This is a genomic window from Brachybacterium sp. NBEC-018, from assembly GCF_024860185.1.
In the GTDB taxonomy this organism is placed as follows: Bacteria; Actinomycetota; Actinomycetes; order Actinomycetales; family Dermabacteraceae; genus Brachybacterium; species Brachybacterium rhamnosum.
On record NZ_CP100650.1, the window covers coordinates 1242217 to 1259700 of the forward strand.

General features: G+C 71.9%; 14 protein-coding genes. 11 read left to right on the top strand and 3 right to left on the bottom strand.

Features of this window, described 5'->3' with window-relative positions:
* The first annotated feature begins 29 nt into the window (after positions 1 to 29).
* Positions 30 to 416 carry a PRC-barrel domain-containing protein gene (locus NLU66_RS05515; protein ID WP_259361940.1) on the top strand — a complete coding sequence of 129 codons (387 nt, stop codon included), beginning with the start codon at positions 30 to 32 and terminating at the stop codon, positions 414 to 416.
* Complete coding sequence (locus NLU66_RS05520; protein WP_259361941.1) at positions 413 to 1708, top strand: glycosyltransferase family 4 protein; 1296 nt, start codon at positions 413 to 415, stop codon at positions 1706 to 1708. The genes NLU66_RS05515 and NLU66_RS05520 overlap by 4 nt, the downstream gene beginning before the upstream one ends.
* A gap of 557 nt (positions 1709 to 2265) precedes the next feature.
* On the opposite strand, the gene NLU66_RS05525 is transcribed toward NLU66_RS05520, so the two are convergent.
* From NLU66_RS05525 to NLU66_RS05535, 3 genes are all read right to left on the bottom strand, one after another.
* A complete protein-coding gene (locus NLU66_RS05525) occupies positions 2266 to 4530 on the bottom strand; it encodes a potassium transporter Kup (protein ID WP_259361942.1) in 2265 nt (754 codons plus the stop codon).
* A 117-nt stretch (positions 4531 to 4647) separates the two neighbouring features.
* Entirely contained in the window at positions 4648 to 5718 is a 1071-nt protein-coding gene (locus tag NLU66_RS05530) for an adenosine deaminase (RefSeq protein WP_259361943.1), read from the bottom strand.
* A gap of 80 nt (positions 5719 to 5798) precedes the next feature.
* Positions 5799 to 6518, bottom strand: a complete 720-nt coding sequence (locus NLU66_RS05535; RefSeq protein ID WP_259361944.1) for a GAP family protein — start codon at positions 6516 to 6518, stop codon at positions 5799 to 5801.
* A 146-nt stretch (positions 6519 to 6664) separates the two neighbouring features.
* Here NLU66_RS05535 and NLU66_RS05540 point away from each other — a divergent pair, with 146 nt between their 5' ends.
* From NLU66_RS05540 to wecB, 9 genes are all read left to right on the top strand, one after another.
* Positions 6665 to 7783 carry a hypothetical protein gene (locus NLU66_RS05540; RefSeq protein ID WP_259361945.1) on the top strand — a complete coding sequence of 373 codons (1119 nt, stop codon included), beginning with the start codon at positions 6665 to 6667 and terminating at the stop codon, positions 7781 to 7783.
* A gap of 31 nt (positions 7784 to 7814) precedes the next feature.
* Complete coding sequence (locus NLU66_RS05545; RefSeq protein WP_259361946.1) at positions 7815 to 8852, top strand: YdcF family protein; 1038 nt, start codon at positions 7815 to 7817, stop codon at positions 8850 to 8852.
* Positions 8853 to 8912: 60 nt separating this feature from the next.
* Complete coding sequence (gene rfbA, locus NLU66_RS05550) at positions 8913 to 9800, top strand: glucose-1-phosphate thymidylyltransferase RfbA (RefSeq protein WP_259361947.1); 888 nt, start codon at positions 8913 to 8915, stop codon at positions 9798 to 9800.
* Positions 9800 to 10801 carry a dTDP-glucose 4,6-dehydratase gene (rfbB, locus tag NLU66_RS05555; protein WP_259361948.1) on the top strand — a complete coding sequence of 334 codons (1002 nt, stop codon included), beginning with the start codon at positions 9800 to 9802 and terminating at the stop codon, positions 10799 to 10801. Before rfbA ends, rfbB begins: the two co-directional genes overlap by 1 nt.
* Complete coding sequence (locus tag NLU66_RS05560; protein ID WP_259361949.1) at positions 10798 to 12231, top strand: bifunctional dTDP-4-dehydrorhamnose 3,5-epimerase family protein/NAD(P)-dependent oxidoreductase; 1434 nt, start codon at positions 10798 to 10800, stop codon at positions 12229 to 12231. Before rfbB ends, NLU66_RS05560 begins: the two co-directional genes overlap by 4 nt.
* 493 nt (positions 12232 to 12724) lie before the next feature.
* Positions 12725 to 14332 (top strand): glycosyltransferase family 4 protein, encoded by a 1608-nt coding sequence (locus tag NLU66_RS05565; protein WP_259361950.1) that lies wholly within the window; start codon positions 12725 to 12727, stop codon positions 14330 to 14332.
* Complete coding sequence (locus NLU66_RS05570; RefSeq protein ID WP_259361951.1) at positions 14322 to 15218, top strand: ABC transporter permease; 897 nt, start codon at positions 14322 to 14324, stop codon at positions 15216 to 15218. Before NLU66_RS05565 ends, NLU66_RS05570 begins: the two co-directional genes overlap by 11 nt.
* Entirely contained in the window at positions 15199 to 16233 is a 1035-nt protein-coding gene (locus tag NLU66_RS05575; RefSeq protein WP_259361952.1) for an ABC transporter ATP-binding protein, read from the top strand. The genes NLU66_RS05570 and NLU66_RS05575 overlap by 20 nt, the downstream gene beginning before the upstream one ends.
* A 42-nt stretch (positions 16234 to 16275) precedes the next feature.
* A complete protein-coding gene (wecB, locus tag NLU66_RS05580) occupies positions 16276 to 17448 on the top strand; it encodes a non-hydrolyzing UDP-N-acetylglucosamine 2-epimerase (protein ID WP_259361953.1) in 1173 nt (390 codons plus the stop codon).
* Positions 17449 to 17484: the final 36 nt, after the last annotated feature.

The window sequence follows — 17484 nt, forward strand, 5'->3', positions numbered from 1 at the left end:
CTCGGCGCCCACCGGGAGGACAGGACACGATGGGCAGCGTGATGCTGACGGCCGCGGAGGCGGCCTCTCTCAGCGGGGTCGACGTCGTCGGCTCCGACGGCGCCGCCGTGGGCCGGGTGCGCGACGTGTACCTCGCGGACCGCGACGGCCGGATCGCCGCGCTCGGCGTGACCCGCGGCCGCCTCTCCACGACCACCGTGCTCGTGCCCGCCGCCGTCGTCCTGGAGGAGACGCTGCGGCCGCACACCGGCGAGCACGAGCAGGAGCACACGGCGCCGATCCGCCTGAGCGTCCCCGCCCGCGCCGCGCGCGCCGCCGAACAGCCGCCCGCCACCGGCCACCTCTCCCCGGCGGACCTGCGCCGCGCCGAGCTCGCCCTCCTGCCTGAGGGCTCCGAGGAGGCGCCGCAGGGATGAGGATCCTGCTGCTCAGCCACTACTACGGCCCCGAGTTCGGGGCCCCGCAGCGCCGATGGGGTGCGCTCGTGGAGCGCTTCCTCTCAGCCGGCCACGAGGTCACCGTGATGGCCCCCGTCCCGCACTACCCGGACGGCCGGCCCACACCGGAGCAGCGCCGCGCCCACCGTGTGGGCGCCGTCGAGCACGGCGTGCACGGCGAGACCGTGGTGCGCACCGCCTACCTGCTCCACGGCCCGGACATCGCTTCCCGCACCGCCGACCACCTCGTCACCGCGGGGGACACCCTGCGCCGGTCCCTGGACCGGTTCCGCCGCCCCGGGGACCGCCCCGACGTCGTCATCGCGACGGCGCCCGCGATCCCCACCCTGATGGTGGGCCGCATGCTCGCCGCCCGCTGGAAGGTCCCGCTCGTCGCCGAGATGCGCGACGCTTGGCCGGACCTCGTCACCCATGTGGGGCCCAAGGCCGCGCTCCCGGCCGACGTCGCCCACTCCCCGGACCCGGGCACGGCGCGCGAGGTGATCGGCTGGGGGATCGCGCGGGCCAAGGGGCGCGTGCACCGCGGGGTGACGCTGTGGCAGCGGCAGGCGGCCGTCGTCGTCACGACCACCGCCCGCTTCGCCGACGTGCTCCGCGAGCGCGGCGTGGGCGACAGCGAGGTGGTGCGCAACGGCACCGACCTCGCCCGGGTGCCGCGCATGGCGGACCACCCCGAGGGCGACCACCCGGAGCTGCGGGTGCTGTACCTCGGCAACATGGGCCGCTCGCAGGGCCTCGAGACCCTCGTGCGGGCCGCGCTCGTGCTCCGCGAGGAGGGCGTGCCCCTGCGGGTGCGGATGATCGGCCACGGCGTCGAGGCGCGGCGGCTCACCCTGCTCGCCGCGGAGCTCGGCGCCCCCGTCGAGGTGCTGCCGCGCATCGAGCACCACGAGGTGGGGGAGCAGTACCGCTGGGCGGACACGGTCGTCGTCTCCCTGCGAGACTGGGAGCCCTTCGCCTGGACGATCCCCTCGAAGCTCTACGAGCTGCTCGCCACCGGCCGCCACATCACCGCGCTCGTCGCGGGCGAGGCGGCGGACGTCGTGCGCGCGGCCGACGCCGGGGACGTCCTCGCCCCGGAGGACACGGCCGCGCTGGTCACGCTGTGGCGTCGCCTCGCCGCGGACCGCTCGCTGCTCGCCGTCCGCGACTCGGGCCGCGCGTGGGTCGCCTCCAACGCGGACGACGACCTCCTCGCCGAGCGCTACCTCCAGATCCTCGACCGCGTCACCGCCCGCCACCCCGCCTGAGCCGGGCGCGCGGCCGCCCCGCCTGCCGCCCCGCCGTCCCTCGCGCGCCCGCCGTCCAGGCTGGCCTGGCCCACCGTCCCGCGGCCGCTTGTCCCTGCCACCGCCCCGGTCTGCGAGGACTCACGGGACGTCCTCGTACGGGTCGGCGCCATGGCGGGGGGACCCGTACGAAGAGGTCCCGCAGCCGACTGCTGTCGGGACCGACGGGGCCGCCCGCCTCCCGCCTGTCCCCGCCTCCCTGCCCCCGCCGGCGCCCGGGAGGGACGGGACGTCATCGCGCAGGTGGGGCCGTTTCGGGGGACATGTGCGCGGTGACGTCCCGTAGCGGCCCGCCGGGGTGGGTGGCCGGCGCGGGTGGTGGGGTACGGGACGTCTTCGTACGGGTCGGCGCCATGGCGGGGGGACCCGTACGAAGAGGTCCCGCAGCCGACTGCTGACGGGGCTGACGGGGCCGACGGGGCCGACGGGGCCGACGGGGCCGACGGGGCTGACGGGGCCGACGGGGCTGACGGGGCCGACGGTGCCGACGGGGCCGCCGGGGCCGCCCCGCCCCCGGCTCAGAGCTCGGTCTCGGCGCCCATCACCACGGTGCGGGAGGGTGGGAGGTGCAGCACCTGGGTGCGGTTCGCGGAGGCCCGCTCGAGCATCCGGAAGAGCCCCTTCTGCCAGCGGGGCAGGGAGTCATCGGCCCCCGGCTCGATGCGGAACACGGAGAGGAAGTAGATCGCCTGCTCGGGGTCCACGGCGAGCTCCGGGGCGTGGGCGGTGCAGGTGGAGCAGTCGACCTCGTCCGGCGCATGGGGCCGGCCGAGCTGCTCGACGGCGGTGCGCAGCGCCGCGGGGACGTCCTGGCTGTCGTGGAATCCCACCTGGTAGGAGACGTGGACGATGCCGTCGGACTCGTCACCGAGGGCGTCGACGAAGACGCGGTCGTCGCGGTGCACGTGGGGCACGCCGCGGTGCTTCATCGTCACGATGACGACGTGCTCGTGGATGACGTGGTTCATCGCGACGTTGGTGCGCAGGGCGAGGGGCACGGTGGTGGGGTCGCCGTGCGGGTAGACGGCGAGGCCGGGCACGCGGGCCGCCTCGCGGGCGGGGCCGCTGACGAACTCGTCGATCGGGCCCTCCATCGCGCGGCGCCGGCCGAAGAGCAGCTTCGAGCCCTTCTTCCAGGTGAGCATGATGGTGGTGAGCACGGCGGCGATGAGCAGCGGCAGCCAGCCGCCCGCGGGCACCTTGACGATGTTCGCGGCGAGCAGCACGAGCTCGAGCCCGCCCACGATGACGGCCATGAGCACCACGCGCCACAGCGGCCAGTGCCAGATGCGCAGGGCGAGCAGCAGGAACAGGGCGAGCACGAGGATGATCGTCGCGGTGACGGCGAGCCCGTAGGCGGCGGCGAGGGCGGAGGAGTGCTGGAAGATCAGCACGAGCGCGAGCACGCCGAGGAACAGCAGCGTGTTGATCCGGCCGATGTAGATCTGGCCGCCGTGCTGCTTGTCGGTCTGCGTGACCTTCAGGCGCGGCAGGAGGGACAGCCGGGTCGCCTGGCGGGACACGGAGAAGGCCCCGGAGATCACGGCCTGGGAGGCGATGACGGTCGCGGCGGCGGCGAGCACCACGAGCGGGAGGCGCAGGGCGTCCGGCACGAGGGAGAAGAAGGGGTTCACGACGGCGGTCGGGTCCGCGAGGATCAGCGCGCCCTGGCCGAAGTAGTTGATGGCGAGGGCGGGCAGCACGAGGCAGGTCCAGGCGAGGAAGATCGGGCGTCGGCCGAAGTGCCCCATGTCGGCGTAGAGCGCCTCCGCGCCGGTGATGGTGAGGACCACGGCGCCCATGGCGATGAACGCGACGAGCGGGCGGTCGATCATGAAGGCGAGCGCGTAGTGCGGGGAGACGGCGCGCAGGATCGCGGGGTTGCCGAGGATCTGCGGCAGGCCCATCGCGGCGAGGGTGAGGAACCAGAGCACCATGATCGGGCCGAACGCGCCGCCGATCCGCCCGGTGCCCCAGCGCTGCACGGCGAAGAGCACGGTGAGGACGATGACGGCGCCGGGGATGATCACCTCGTTGGGCACGGAGCCGGTGACCTCGATGCCCTCGAAGGCGGAGAGCACGGAGATCGCGGGGGTGATGACGGAGTCGCCGTAGAACAGGCTCGCGCCGATCACGCCGAGCACGAGGGCGACGGCGATCTCGCGGCGGTGGCCGGAGTCGAGCTTGCGCAGGATCAGGGCGGTGAGGGAGAGGATGCCGCCCTCACCCTGGTTGTCGGCGCGCATGATGAGGCCGATGTAGCTGACGGTGACGATGACGATGAGGCACCACAGCACCATGGAGATCACGCCGAGCACGTCCCCCTCGGTGGGGGCGACGGCGTTGTGGTGGGTGGAGAAGACCGTCTGCAGCGAGTACAGGGGGCTCGTGCCGATGTCGCCGAAGACGACGCCGAGCGCGCCGAGCATGAGCAGCGGCAGCGGCTTGTGGCCGCGCGGGGTGCCGCTGGGCCCGAGACCGCGGTGGGTGTGCTCGTCGTGCGCGTGGCCGGGGGCGGAGCGCGGCTGGAGGTGGGAGAGCCGGGTGCCGGCCATGCCCGGGATCTCCGCGGTCACCGCGGGCGCGGTGGCGGAGACAGGGGCGCCGGCGCCGGCGGCGGGGCCGACGGGGGTGCTGTGCGGCGCACCGGCGGGATCGCCGACGGGGGCGCTCGGTGCGCCGGCGCCCGCCGGTGCGGCGGGCGCGGGCCGCTCCGAGGAGGGGTCCGACGGGGTCGGTGCGGGCTCTCCGACGGGGGAGGCGCCCTGGGCGTGCTTCGACACGAGCGGCAATCCTGCCACTGTTCGCTCCCGGCGCAAGCCCGGAGCGGCGCGGTGGACTGTCTGCTCCGTCACCGGGCGCCGTGCGGTGGCCGATGCGCGGGCGCGGCGTCGTCCCGCTCAGCCGGCGTCGCGCGCGGCGGCGTAGGCGGGCCGCACGATCTCCTCGAGGATCCGTTCGCGCTGCTCCGCGGGGGCGAAGCCGTTGCCGAGCGCGGCGTGGGTGATCCGCTCGAGCTCGGGGAGCTCCCAGCGGTGGGCGTCGGCGAGGAGCTCGAGCTCGCGGCTCGTGCAGGTGCGGGACATGAGGCGGTTGTCGCTGCTGATGGCGACGGCGAAGCCGCCGGCGAGGAGGCGGCCCGCGGGGTGCGCGGTGATCGAGGGGGCGGCGCCCGTCTGCAGGTTGGAGCTGGGGCACACCTCGAGGCAGATCTGCCGGGCGTGGACCTCCTCGGCGACGGGGCCGCGGGCGCCGTCGGCCCCGATGTCCTCGATGAGGCGCACGCCGTGGCCGATCCGCTCCGCGCCCTGCGCGAGGGCGCCGACGATCGAGGCGGGGCCGTCGGCCTCCCCGGCGTGGATGGTCACGTGCACGCCGAGCTCGTGGGCGAGGGCGAAGGGGCCCGCGTAGAGGGAGGCGGGGAAGCCGGCCTCGGGGCCGGCGAGGTCCACGCCCCACACGCCGGCGTCGCGGCGGTCGGCGGCGAGGCGCACGAGCTCCTCGGTGGGCGGGAGGTGGCGCAGGTGGCACAGGAGCTGGCCGGCGAGGATCGGGCGGCCGGCCTCGGCGGCGATCGCCATGCCCTCCTCGAGCCCCGCCTGCACGGCGTCGACGGCCTCGGCGAGGCGGAGCCTGCCCTCGAGGTGCTGGTGGGGTGCCCAGCGGGTCTCGGCGTAGCAGGCGCCGTCGGCCGCCATGTCCTCGACGAACTCGCGGGCCACGCGCCGGAGGTCCTGGGGCCGCTGCATGAGCGCGATGGTGCGGTCGAAGGTCGCGAGGTAGCGGGGGAGGGAGCCGGAGTCCGCGGCGTCGAAGAACCAGTCGGCGACGGTGCCCGCGGTGGCGGCGGGCGGGTCGATGCCGAGCTCCGCGCACAGCTCGAGCACGGTCGAGGGGCGCAGGCCGCCGTCGAGGTGGTCGTGGAGGACCGCCGTGGGGAGCGAGCGGATCTGCGCGGGGGTGAGCGGCATGGTGACTCCGGAATCCTGGGGTGCGGGGCGAGCGACGGGGAAGGGCACCATTGTGCGACGCGGCGGCGCCCTCCCCTCTCTCAGCGCAGCATGATCAGCTGCCGCAGCCAGGGCACGTGACCGCTGATCAGCGCATAGATGCCGTCGCCGAGCACGGCGAGGCCGATGAGGGCGAGCAGGATCGCGAGGGCCGTCTGCAGGGCGCGGCGGCGCGGGCCGAACACCGCCATGACCCGCTCCACGAGCTGCTCGTGCCTGCCGAAGGCGGCGGCGATCGTCACGGCGACGAGCGGCAGCTGGTAGACGACGTTCCACAGCAGCAGCAGGGCGATGTGCGCCCACAGGTGCCGCTCCTGGGAGGCCATGCCCACGGCGATCGTGAACGAGGGATCGGCGAGGGCGGTCACGGAGAAGGCGACGCCGGCGAGGGCGAGCGGGGTCGCGGCGAGCCGGGTGGGGGTGGAGCGCTCCTCGATGCGGCCGTGCTTCTGCTGCGGCCGGGTCACGGCGTGGAACTGGTGGGCGCTGATGCCGGCGAGGGCGAGGCCCACGACGATCTCGACGGTGCCGATCGCGTTGTTCGAGTCGAGCACGGGGCGCAGCAAGGAGCTCAGCCAGGCGAGGAGGGGGTGCAGCGCGAGGGTCGCGGCGGTGACGACCACGGTGTACCCGCCGAGGAAGGCGAGGAGGTGGCGCACGGCGCCGCCGCGCAGGAGCACGCCGGTGGCGATGACGCCGCCGAGCACGTCCATCGTCACCACGGCGAGCCCGAGGAAGGCGAGGATCCCGGCGAAGGTCATGGGCTCGAGGGTACGAGGCCGGGGGAGAGGCGGGCGACGGGGCGCCCTGCAGAGCCGGGGCGGGGGTTCTCCCCCGTGCGCGGGGTCACGGTGTGCGGCGGTCTCCCGGCCCGACCGGGCGGTCCCCGCTCTGGAAGGATGGGGACGTGCTCCGACTCCTCGCCTCCGCCCTGCTGGGCGCCGGGCTCGCCGCCGTTCTCGTCATCGTCCTCGTGGGGGACTACAGCAGGATGTGGATCGCGATCCCCGCGGTGACGCTGCTGCCGATCATCCTGGTCGCCGTCGGCATGATGCCGCTGCTCGGAGGGCAGGTGGCGGACTCGGCCCCGGCGGTCGGCGCCGCCCGGCAGGCGGGCCGGCTCGCCCCGGCCGGGGTGCTGGGCCTGCGGGCCACCGGGGTGCGGGTCAACGACGTGACGGTGTACGAGCTCGACCTGCTCGTCGAGCCGGCGGACCGTCCCGTGTACCGCACGAGCCTGCGGCGCCGGATCGACCCCGCCGAGATGCCCCGCTTCGCGGTGGGAAGCGTGATCGCGGTGGTGCGACTCGGCGAGGACACTCCCGATGTCGTGATCGTGGCGGACGACCCGCCGCCCCTGCGGTACGCGGGCGACGGGCACGCGGTGCCGGTGTGGGAGCGGGACCCGCGGGCGCGCGTGCCGGGGCTCCCGCGCAGCATCGTCCCCACGGGCCCGCGCACCCGCGTGGCCCGGCGCGGCGTGTTCGCGCTGGTCGCGGTGGGGGCGGCAGCCGTCGTCGGGTGGCCCTACCGGGAGGACCTCCTGCTCTCCGGCCGCGACCTCGTGACCCGCGGGCACGACGCGTCGGCGGTGCGCGGCGAGGGCCGGGCCCGCGCGGCCGTCGAGGCGTTCCGCGGGGAGCGGGGCAGCACCGTCACCGAGGTGCTGCTGTACGACCGGTGGACCTCGATCATCGCGCCCACGTCGCCCGGTGCGAGCACCTACGACTCCTTCGAAGTGCGTGGGCCTCACGTCTCGCGCGGTGAGCCCGCGACGATCCAGCCGGAGCCCGCGGAGGAGTTCGATCTCGACGAGGTGGACTGGGACGTGATCGCGGGGCTGTTCGCGACCGCGCAGGACGCGCTCGGCTACTCGGACGCGCAGCTGCGCGGGAACACCCAGCACGCGGGGGTGCGGCGGGACCCGACGGCGGGCGCGGTCGGGATCAGCGTGTACCTCAGCACCGACTACGGCTCGGGCTCGCTGGACGCGACGGCCGACGGGACCGTCGTCGAGGTCGGCTGACCGTGCGCCGCGGGCATGTCAGGATTGATGCATGGTGAGCGCGATCCTGGCTGTCGGATGCTGGTTCTGGTTCCGGCGCGTCTGGGAGCGGGAGCCGCGCCGGCTCCTGGCGGCGGTGCTCGCCCTCCTCGCCGGCTTCTTCGGCCTCTCCGCGGCGGTGGAGGTGGTGACCTACCTGATCCCCGGCGCCGGGCTCGCCGTGCTCCTGGTGGCGGTGCTGCTGCCGCTGTCCGTGTTCGTGCTCGCGGGGATGCTGGTGCGCAACGGGCTGCGCATGCGCCGCCGCGAGGGCCGTTCCCTCGGCAACTCGCTCTCGCTGCTGGTGGGAGCGGCCCTGTTCGTGCTGCCTCCGGCCGCTCCGCTGCTGATGATCACCCTGAATCCCGTGGCCTGGGGGCTCGCGCTGCTGATCCTGTGGGGCTCCGCGCAGCTGGGCGTGCAGTTCCTGGTCTTCTACACCTTCAGCGCGCTCTACGAGCGCCGCCCGCCCCGCCCCGACCCCGACGCCGTCGTGGTGCTGGGGTCCGGGCTGATCCGCGGGAAGGTGCCCCCGCTGCTGCGCAGTCGCCTCGACCGTGGTCGACAGGCGGCTGAGCAGATCGCGGCGCGCTCCGTGCCCGTGCTCATCACGAGCGGGGGGCAGGGGCCCGACGAACCGCGCTCCGAGGGGGACGCGATGCGTGAGTACCTCCTGGGCGACGCCGGGTACACGAGCGGCGAAGTGCTCGCGGAGACCGTCTCGCGCAGCACCGAGCAGAACCTCCGCTTCAGCCGGCGCCTCGCGGACGAGCATCTCGCCGGCGAGCAGGAGGGGGCGCGGGGGCGCCAGCTGCTCGTGGTGACGAACGGCTACCACGTGCCGCGCGCCGCGCTGCTCTCCCGCGCAGTCGGTGTGGACGCGGACGTCGTCGGTGCCCCCACCGCCCGCTACTTCGTGCCGAGCGCCTACATCCGTGAGTTCATCGCCGTCCTGCGCATGCATGTCGTGCTCAACGCGGTGCTCGCTGGGACGGGGCTGGCGCTGGCGGTGCTGGGCGCACTGGTGATCGGTTCGCTCGGTTCGGCCTGAGCCCGAGGCCCGCCCCCGGGGCGGTCGGCGCGGTACCGGCCCACTGCCATAATGACCAGCATGCGCGGAATCATCCTGGCGGGCGGCACGGGCTCGCGACTGCATCCGTTGACCATTGGCGTCTCCAAGCAGCTGATGCCGGTCTACGACAAGCCGATGATCTACTACCCGCTGAGCACCCTCATGCTCGCGGGGATCACCGAGATCCTCGTGATCACCACCCCGGAGGACCAGTCCGCCTTCCAGCGCGTGCTGGGCGACGGGTCGCGGTTCGGGGTGAGCCTGCAGTACAAGGTGCAGCCCTCGCCGGACGGTCTCGCCCAGGCCTTCGTCCTCGGCGAGGAGTTCCTGGACGGCGAGAAGGCGGCGCTCGTGCTCGGCGACAACCTCTTCTACGGGCAGGGCATGGGCTCGCAGCTGCGGCGCTACACCGACGTCGAGGGCGCGGCCGTGTTCGGCTACTGGGTGAGCGACCCGCGCGCCTACGGCGTCGTCGAGATGGGGGAGGACGGCCGCGCCGTGTCCCTCGAGGAGAAGCCCGCGCAGCCCCGCTCGAACCTCGCGATCCCCGGCCTGTACTTCTACGACGAGACCGTCCCCGAGCGCGCGAAGGCCCTCACGCCCTCGCCCCGCGGCGAGCTCGAGATCACCGACCTGAACCGCACCTACCTCGAGGACGGCACGCTCCAGGTCGAGGTGCTCACCCGCGGCACCGCATGGCTGGACACGGGCACCTTCGACGACCTCGCCGCGGCGAGCGAGTTCATCCGCACCGTCCAGAAGCGCCAGGGCCTGTCCGTCGGCGCGCCGGAGGAGATCGCCTGGCGCATGGGCCACCTCTCCGACGACGAGCTGCGCGAGCGCGCGGAGCCCCTCGTGAAGTCCGGCTACGGCCGCTACCTGCTCGACGTCCTCGACCGTGAGACCACCCCCGGAGGAACCCACTGATGTCCCGTCACCTTCTCGTCACCGGCGGCGCCGGCTTCATCGGCAGCAACTTCGTGCACCACGTCGTCGAGCACACGGATGACACCGTCACCGTGCTGGACAAGATGACCTACGCGGGCAACGAGGCGAGCCTCGCCGGCCTGCCCGAGGATCGCGTCAAGCTCGTCGTGGGCGACATCGCGGACGCCGCGACCGTCGACCCGCTCGTGGAGCAGGCGGACGCCGTGGTGCACTACGCCGCGGAGTCCCACAACGACAACTCCCTCGAGGACCCGAGCCCCTTCCTGCAGACCAACCTCTTCGGCACGTTCACGCTGCTCGAGGCGGTCCGCAAGCACGGGACCCGGTACCACCACATCTCGACCGACGAGGTGTACGGCGACCTCGAGCTGGACGATCCGGCGCGCTTCACCGAGCACACCCCGTACAACCCCTCGAGCCCCTACTCCTCCACCAAGGCGGGCTCGGACCTGCTGGTGCGGGCGTGGGCGCGGTCCTTCGGCGTGCAGGCGACGATCTCGAACTGCTCGAACAACTACGGGCCCCGCCAGCACGTGGAGAAGTTCATCCCCCGCCAGATCACGAACCTCATCGACGGGGTGAAGCCGCGGCTGTACGGCGCAGGCCTGAACGTGCGCGACTGGATCCACGCGGACGACCACTCCTCCGCCGTGCTCACGATCCTCGACTCCGGCCGGATCGGCGAGACCTACCTGATCGGGGCGGACGGCGAGGAGTCCAACAAGGACGTCGTCGAGACGATCCTGCGGCTCATGGGCCACGACGCCGGCGACTACGACCACGTCAACGACCGCCCCGGCCACGACATGCGCTACGCGATCGACTCCACGAAGCTGCGCGAGGAGCTGGGCTGGAAGCCCTCCTTCCAGGACTTCGAGGCGGGCCTCGCCGCGACCATCGACTGGTACCGCGAGAACGAGGCCTGGTGGCGCCCGCAGAAGGCGGCCACCGAGGCGAAGTACGCGAAGGTGGGCCAGTGACCGCGGCGGGCCAGCAGCGCACGCTCGTCGTCCACGAGACCCCGATCGCGGGGCTGCTCGTCATCGACCTCCCCGTGCCCGGGGACAACCGCGGCTGGTTCAAGGAGAACTGGCAGCGGGCCAAGATGACCGCCGCGGGGCTGCCGGACTTCGGCCCCGTGCAGAACAACATCTCCTTCAACCAGGCGGAGGGCGTCACCCGCGGCATCCACGCCGAGCCGTGGGACAAGTACATCTCCGTCGCGACCGGCGCCGTGTTCGGCGCCTGGGTGGACCTGCGCGAGGGGCCCAGCTTCGGCACCGCCTACTGGCACGAGATCACCCCGGAGACCGCGATCTTCGTGCCCCGCGGCGTGGGCAACGCCTTCCAGACGATCAGCGCGCCCGCCGCGTACACGTACCTCGTCAACGACCACTGGTCCGAGGGGGCGCAGGAGCAGTACACCTTCCTCAACCTGGCCGACGAGACCGTCGCGATCCCGTGGCCCATCCCGCTCGAGAAGGCGGAGCTCTCCGCGAAGGACGTGGCGCACCCGCGCCTCGCGGACGTCACCCCCGTGCCGCCGCGCCGCACCCTCGTGGTGGGCGCGAACGGCCAGCTGGGCCGCGCGCTCGGCGCGCGCTGGGCGGAGCGGGCCGACGTGGACCTCGTCTCCCGCGACCGGCTCGACCTCGCCGACGCCGCCTCCGTCGAGGCCTTCGACTTCTCGCCCTACGGGACCATCGTCAACGCCGCCGCGTACACCGCCGTGGACACCGCGGAGACCCCCGAGGGGCGCGCGCAGGCGTGGGCCGTGAACGTGGACGGGGTGGCCCGCCTCGTCGAGGCCGCCCGCGCGCAGCGCGCGACCCTCGTGCACGTCTCGAGCGACTACGTGTATGACGGCGCGACCGCCGTGCACACCGAGGACGAGCAGTTGAGCCCGCTCGGCGTCTACGGGCAGACCAAGGCCGCCGGCGACCGGATCGTCGCGACCCTGCCCAGCCACTACATCCTCCGCACCAGCTGGGTCGTGGGCGAGGGCGGCAACTTCGTGCGCACCATGGCGAGCCTCGCCGAGCGCGGCATCGACCCGAGCGTCGTGGACGACCAGACCGGCCGCCTCACCTTCACGAGCGACCTCGCCGCCGCGATCGAGCACCTGCTCGACGCGCGCCCCGAGGCCGGGGTGTACCACCTCAGCGCCGGGGGAGAGGCCCGCTCCTGGGCCGGCATCGCCCAGCGCGTCTTCGCGCTCACCGGCCACGACCCCGCCCGCGTCACCCCCGTCGCGACCGCGGACTACTACGCCGGCCAGGGGAAGGCCGAGGGCGACGGCAGCATCGCCCCCCGCCCCCGCAGCTCCGTGCTCGACCTCGCGCGCATCGAGGCGACCGGCTTCGCGGTGCGCGACCAGGACGAGGCGCTGCGGGAGTACCTGGAGGGCTGAGGGCGGGTCGGCCCGGCGGCTGGCAGTAAATGTTCACGCGGCAAGGAGTCGGAAGCGCGAGGCACCTCCCTGAGATCGCGCATCCGCGGTGAGGTCACGCTCGGGGTGTCACGTGCATGCGTTCTCACAGGTGAACGTGGGGTAGCGGCACCACGGCGGTTCGGTGACGGATCCGTAGGTGATGTGGCGAGACGCTCGGTGCAGGAGGCCGTGAGGGGCACGGGCTGCGGGGGATAGGTATCCTTCCGGAGGTCCTGATACTCAAACTAGTCACCCCGAACGGAGCATCGTGCCGAGATCGCCGCGCCTGGTCCGCAACGCGCGTCTGCTCGCGCAGGCCGCGGCGCAGCACCTGCGTGATGATCCGGCGCTGCTAGTGATCCAGGTGAGTCGACGACTTCCGATCGGCGCGCGACGACGCATCGGGCAGGTCCTGCAGGGCGCCGGTTCCCGAGCTCTGGGAGGGCGAGGCATCGCAGCCCTCGGAGCATTCATGGCCGGAGACGAGTCGGGTGCAAGAGAGCACCTCGGTGCCGAGGGCGCGTCAGCGTCGCGGATCGCAGGTGAGGTCGCCGTGCTGCTCGACCAGGAGGAGTACCTCAGCTCATCGACGCCGGCGAGCACCCGTGCTCGGGCGCTGTGGGCTCGCGGCGATCTCTCCCAGGCTGTGAGGATCCTCGAGGACCACGGCCGAGCGCAGACCTCTCAGGCACGCCGCCTCCGGAGCGAGCTCGCACTCCTCGAAGAGGGGCGTCGATTGCGCGTGTCCACCTCGGAGGGTGGGGCGATCCGGAAGGGGGACCCGCCCGGGGACCGGCTCCGTGTGCTCCACCTGATCACGAATTCTCTTCCGCATACGCAGTCCGGATACGCGCTGCGGACACATAACATCCTCACCACTCTCGCCTCGACCGGGGTGGAGTCTCTTGCGCTCACACGCACGGGCTATCCGGTGATGGTGGGAAAGGCGCTGTGTGAGGACGAGGATCTGGTCGACGGGATCAGGTACCGGCGGACACTCCCGCGCTCTCTCGGTGATACCCCGGAGGAGAGGCTCGACCAGGAGGTCTCCGAGGCGCTCCGTCTGGTCGACGAGTTCCGCCCCCATGTCCTCCACGCGACGACCGACTACCGCAACGCTCTCGTCGCCCAGGCTGTGAGCCGGGCGACCGGCATCCCGTGGGTCTTCGAGGTCCGAGGTCTCATGGAGCAGACGTGGATCGCCTCGCATCGCAGTGAGACCTCGCGACGGATCGCGGCGGATTCCGAGAGGACCCGAAGGATCATCGCGGCGGAGTCCTCGCTCGCCCGCGAGGCTGACGAGGTCGTGACGCTGAGCCGGACTATGGCGGATGTCCTCGTCTCCAGGGGCGTCGATCCGGAGCGGATCACGCTGGTGCCCAACGGGGTGGATCCGGTGCTGTTCGAGGAGCGGCTCACACCCGCTGAGGCCCGCGCGAAGATCGGAGCTCCGCTCGATGCCGACGATCTCGTCGTCGGTGCGGTCGGGGCGATCGTCGACTACGAAGGGCTCGACGTGCTCCTCCGAGCCGTGGCGGCGCTGATCTCCGATGCGGGCGCTCCGCCGGGCGTGAAGGCGCGACTGCGCGTGCTCCTGGTCGGTGACGGGGTGGCGGCGCCGGCGCTGTCGGAGCTCGCACGTGAACTGGGAATCGAGGACCGTCTCGTGATGCCCGGAGCGGTGGCCCCCAAGAGCGCTCGCGCCTGGGTTCAGGCTCTGGACGTCGTCGTCGTCCCACGGCGAGACCGCGAGGTTTCCCGGACCGTGACGCCGCAGAAGCCTGCTGAGGCGATGGCACTGGGGCGCCCGGTGGTGGTCAGCGACCTCCCCGCGCTGAGGGAGACGGTCACGGCCGAGGACGGTCGACTGCTCGGCGTGCTCGTGCCACCTGACGACGCCGACGCTCTCGCGTCGACCCTCGGGAGCCTTCTCGAGGACTCGGAGGCACGGAACCGAGCGGCGGAGGTCGCACGCGCGTCCGTCATCGACCGCAGCTGGACGACGCTGATGCGGCGATATGAGCTCCTGTACCGTGCCGCCGTGGCGCATGCGACCGAAGGGCCTGGACATGGCGAATGAGGTGAAGAGCGTCAGCGATCTCCGACATGCGCTCGAGTCACGCGAACTGGACGCGAGCGAGCTCTCCGTCATCGGGACGCGCCCGCCACTGAGGCTCTACATCGAGCAGCTCTGGTCGCGCCGGCACTTCATCTGGTTCGACTCGCAGCGCCGTGCCGCGACGCAGAACTCCCGCAATCGGCTCGGCAACGTGTGGCTGATGCTCCGGCCGATGGTCGATGCCGCGATGTACTACGTGATCTTCGGGCTTCTCCTCGGAGTCAACCGGGGTCTTCCGAACTTCCCGGCGTTCCTCCTCATCGGGGTCCTGATGTTCCGGTCGACGAACGGAGCGATCTCAGCGGGTGTCGGTTCGATGCGCGCGAGCAAGGCGATGCTCCGTGCGTTCTCGTTCCCCAGGGCCGCGGTGCCGATATCGAATGTCCTCCAGAGTGCCCTGACCGCTGTTTTCACCATGTTGGCGATGTGCATCGCGATCATCATCGTCCCGCCGCACGCGCTCCCTCAGGTGACGTGGGCGCTCATCATCCCCATCTTCCTCCTGCAGACGCTGCTCAATCTCGGCGTCACCTTCATCACCGCTCGGATCGGATTTCATTTCCCCGACCTGTCGAACATGATGAACATGGTCACTCGATTCCTCATGTACGGATCCGGGGTCATTTTTCCCATCACGCAGTTCATCGACAACCCGATCATCGGAGCGATCGTCACCTTCAATCCCCTCTACCAGATCATCGACATGGCCCGCGTCGCTCTGATCGACGGGTCGGTCCCGGCACTGTCCTCCTGGGTCGTCGTCACCGCGTGGGCGGTCCTGCTTCCGCTCGTCGGGTTCCTCTTCTTCTGGCGAGGGGAGGAGAGCTATGGCCGAGAGCTTCGCTGAGACGACCTCGCCGTCCGAGGACCCGGCCGAGAGCACTCTCTGGGTCGCCCCCGAGACGTCACCGCTCTCCGTCGTCGCGCACCGCGTCAGCATGCGCTACAAGGCGCCCCGCACGGATCGGGCGCCTCGGCATGGGCTCGCAGGGAAGCTCCTCCCGCGCAAGCACATGGTCTCCGTGTCCGCCGTCCGCGGCGTGAACCTTCAGGTCCGCCAGGGAGAGTTCGTCGGCATCATCGGACGCAACGGGTCGGGGAAGTCGACGCTCCTGAGGATGCTCGCCGGTGTCGAACCGCCGACCTCGGGGCTCGTGCTGGCGAGCCACCGGCCCCAGCTGCTCGGGGTGAGCGCCGCGCTGCTCAGCGATCTGACGGGCGCGGAGAACATCCGGCTGGGATTCCTCGCTCTCGGCATGAGCCCGGAGGAGGCGGACGAGAAGTTCGAGGAGGCGGCCGAGCTGTCAGCTCTCGGCGACGCAGTCGACCTGCCGATGCGGACGTACTCATCGGGCATGTCCGCGAGGCTCAAGTTCGCCATCTCCGTGATGGCAGACCCGAAGATCCTGATGATCGACGAAGCCCTCTCCACGGGCGATGCCGCGTTCGCGGAGCGGTCCACGAAGAAGATGGACGAGCTGCTGGAGGGCGCCGGCACCGTCTTCATGGTCAACCACGCTCCGAGGACGATCGAGAACATCTGCTCACGGGTCATCTGGATGGAGAAGGGCCGCATCGTCCTCGACGGCGACACCAAAGAAGTGTCGAGCCGATATCGATCCTTCGCCTACCTCCTCGCCAAGGAACGTGAGGAGGAGGCCGCCGCCCACCTGCGTGAATGCATCATGGACGGGGCCGCGCAGCGTGCGAACGCGATGCTGACCCTCCCCGAGCCGGAGGCGCCCCCTCCTCCGGACGGCATCCCGGAGCTCGAGCCCGACCCGTTCGCCCAGATCTTCGATCGCGACATGAAGGCCCAACAGTTCCCCGGAGCGGTCCTCCCAGCCGACTCCGACAGATGACCCCCCCATTCCCCCTCCCCACCCGACGACAGGAGTCTCCCCATGGCACTGCGCATCATGACCATCTACGGCACCCGCCCCGAGGCGATCAAGGTCGCCCCGATCATCAAGGCCATCGAGGCCGCCGAGGATCTCGAGAGCATCACCGTCGTCACCGGTCAGCACCGCGAGATGCTCGACCAGGTGAACACGATGTTCGAGATCGTCCCCGATCACGACCTGAACATCATGGCCAGCGGGCAGACCCTCAACGGGATCGTCGCCAAGGTGATCTCCGGCGTGGACCAGATCCTCGAGGACGAGAAGCCGGACGCCGTCATCGTCCAGGGCGACACCTCCACCGTCATGGGCGCCGCGGTCGCATCGTTCAACCGCCAGATCCCGGTGATCCACCTCGAGGCGGGCCTGCGCTCCGGCGACATCAACTCGCCCTTCCCGGAGGAGGCGAACCGCAAGCTCACCAGCCAGATCGCCGCGCTGCACCTCGCCCCCACCGACACCTCGAAGTCGAACCTCACCCGTGAGGACGTCAGCGAGAACGACATCGTCATCACCGGCAACTCCGTGATCGACACCCTCATGTTCGCCACCGCGAACCTCGAGGTGCACTTCGAGGACGAGCGGCTCGAGACCCTGCAGAAGGCCAAGGAGGCCGGCACCGCCGGTCGTGTGCTCCTCGTGACCGCGCACCGCCGCGAGAACCTGGGCTCCGCGATGGAGGACATCGGCGCCGCGGTCGCGGAGATCGCCGCCAAGTACCCGGATCTCACGATCGTCTTCCCGATCCACAAGAACCCCAAGGTGCGCGCCGCGATCCGGCCCGCCGTCGAGGGGCTCGACAACGTGCTGCTCATCGAGCCGCTCGCCTACGCGGAGTTCACCCGCGCCCTGAGCCTCGCCGACGTGGTCCTCACCGACTCCGGCGGTGTCCAGGAGGAGGCCCCGAGCCTCGGCAAGCCCGTGCTCGTCATGCGCGAGAACACCGAGCGGCCCGAGGCTGTCGTGGCCGGCACCGTGAAGCTCATCGGCACCCACAAGCAGCGCCTCGTCGACGAGGTCTCCCTGCTGCTGGACTCCGAGGAGGCCTACACCGGCATGGCTAACGCCGTGAACCCCTACGGCGACGGCGAGGCCGCCGAGCGCACCGTCGCCGCGATCCGTTGGAAGTTCGCCGGGGGAACGCGCCCCGAGGACTTCGGCGGGCACGCGAGCTGACCGCGCCGTGGAGAGGAACGATATGACGACGCCGTC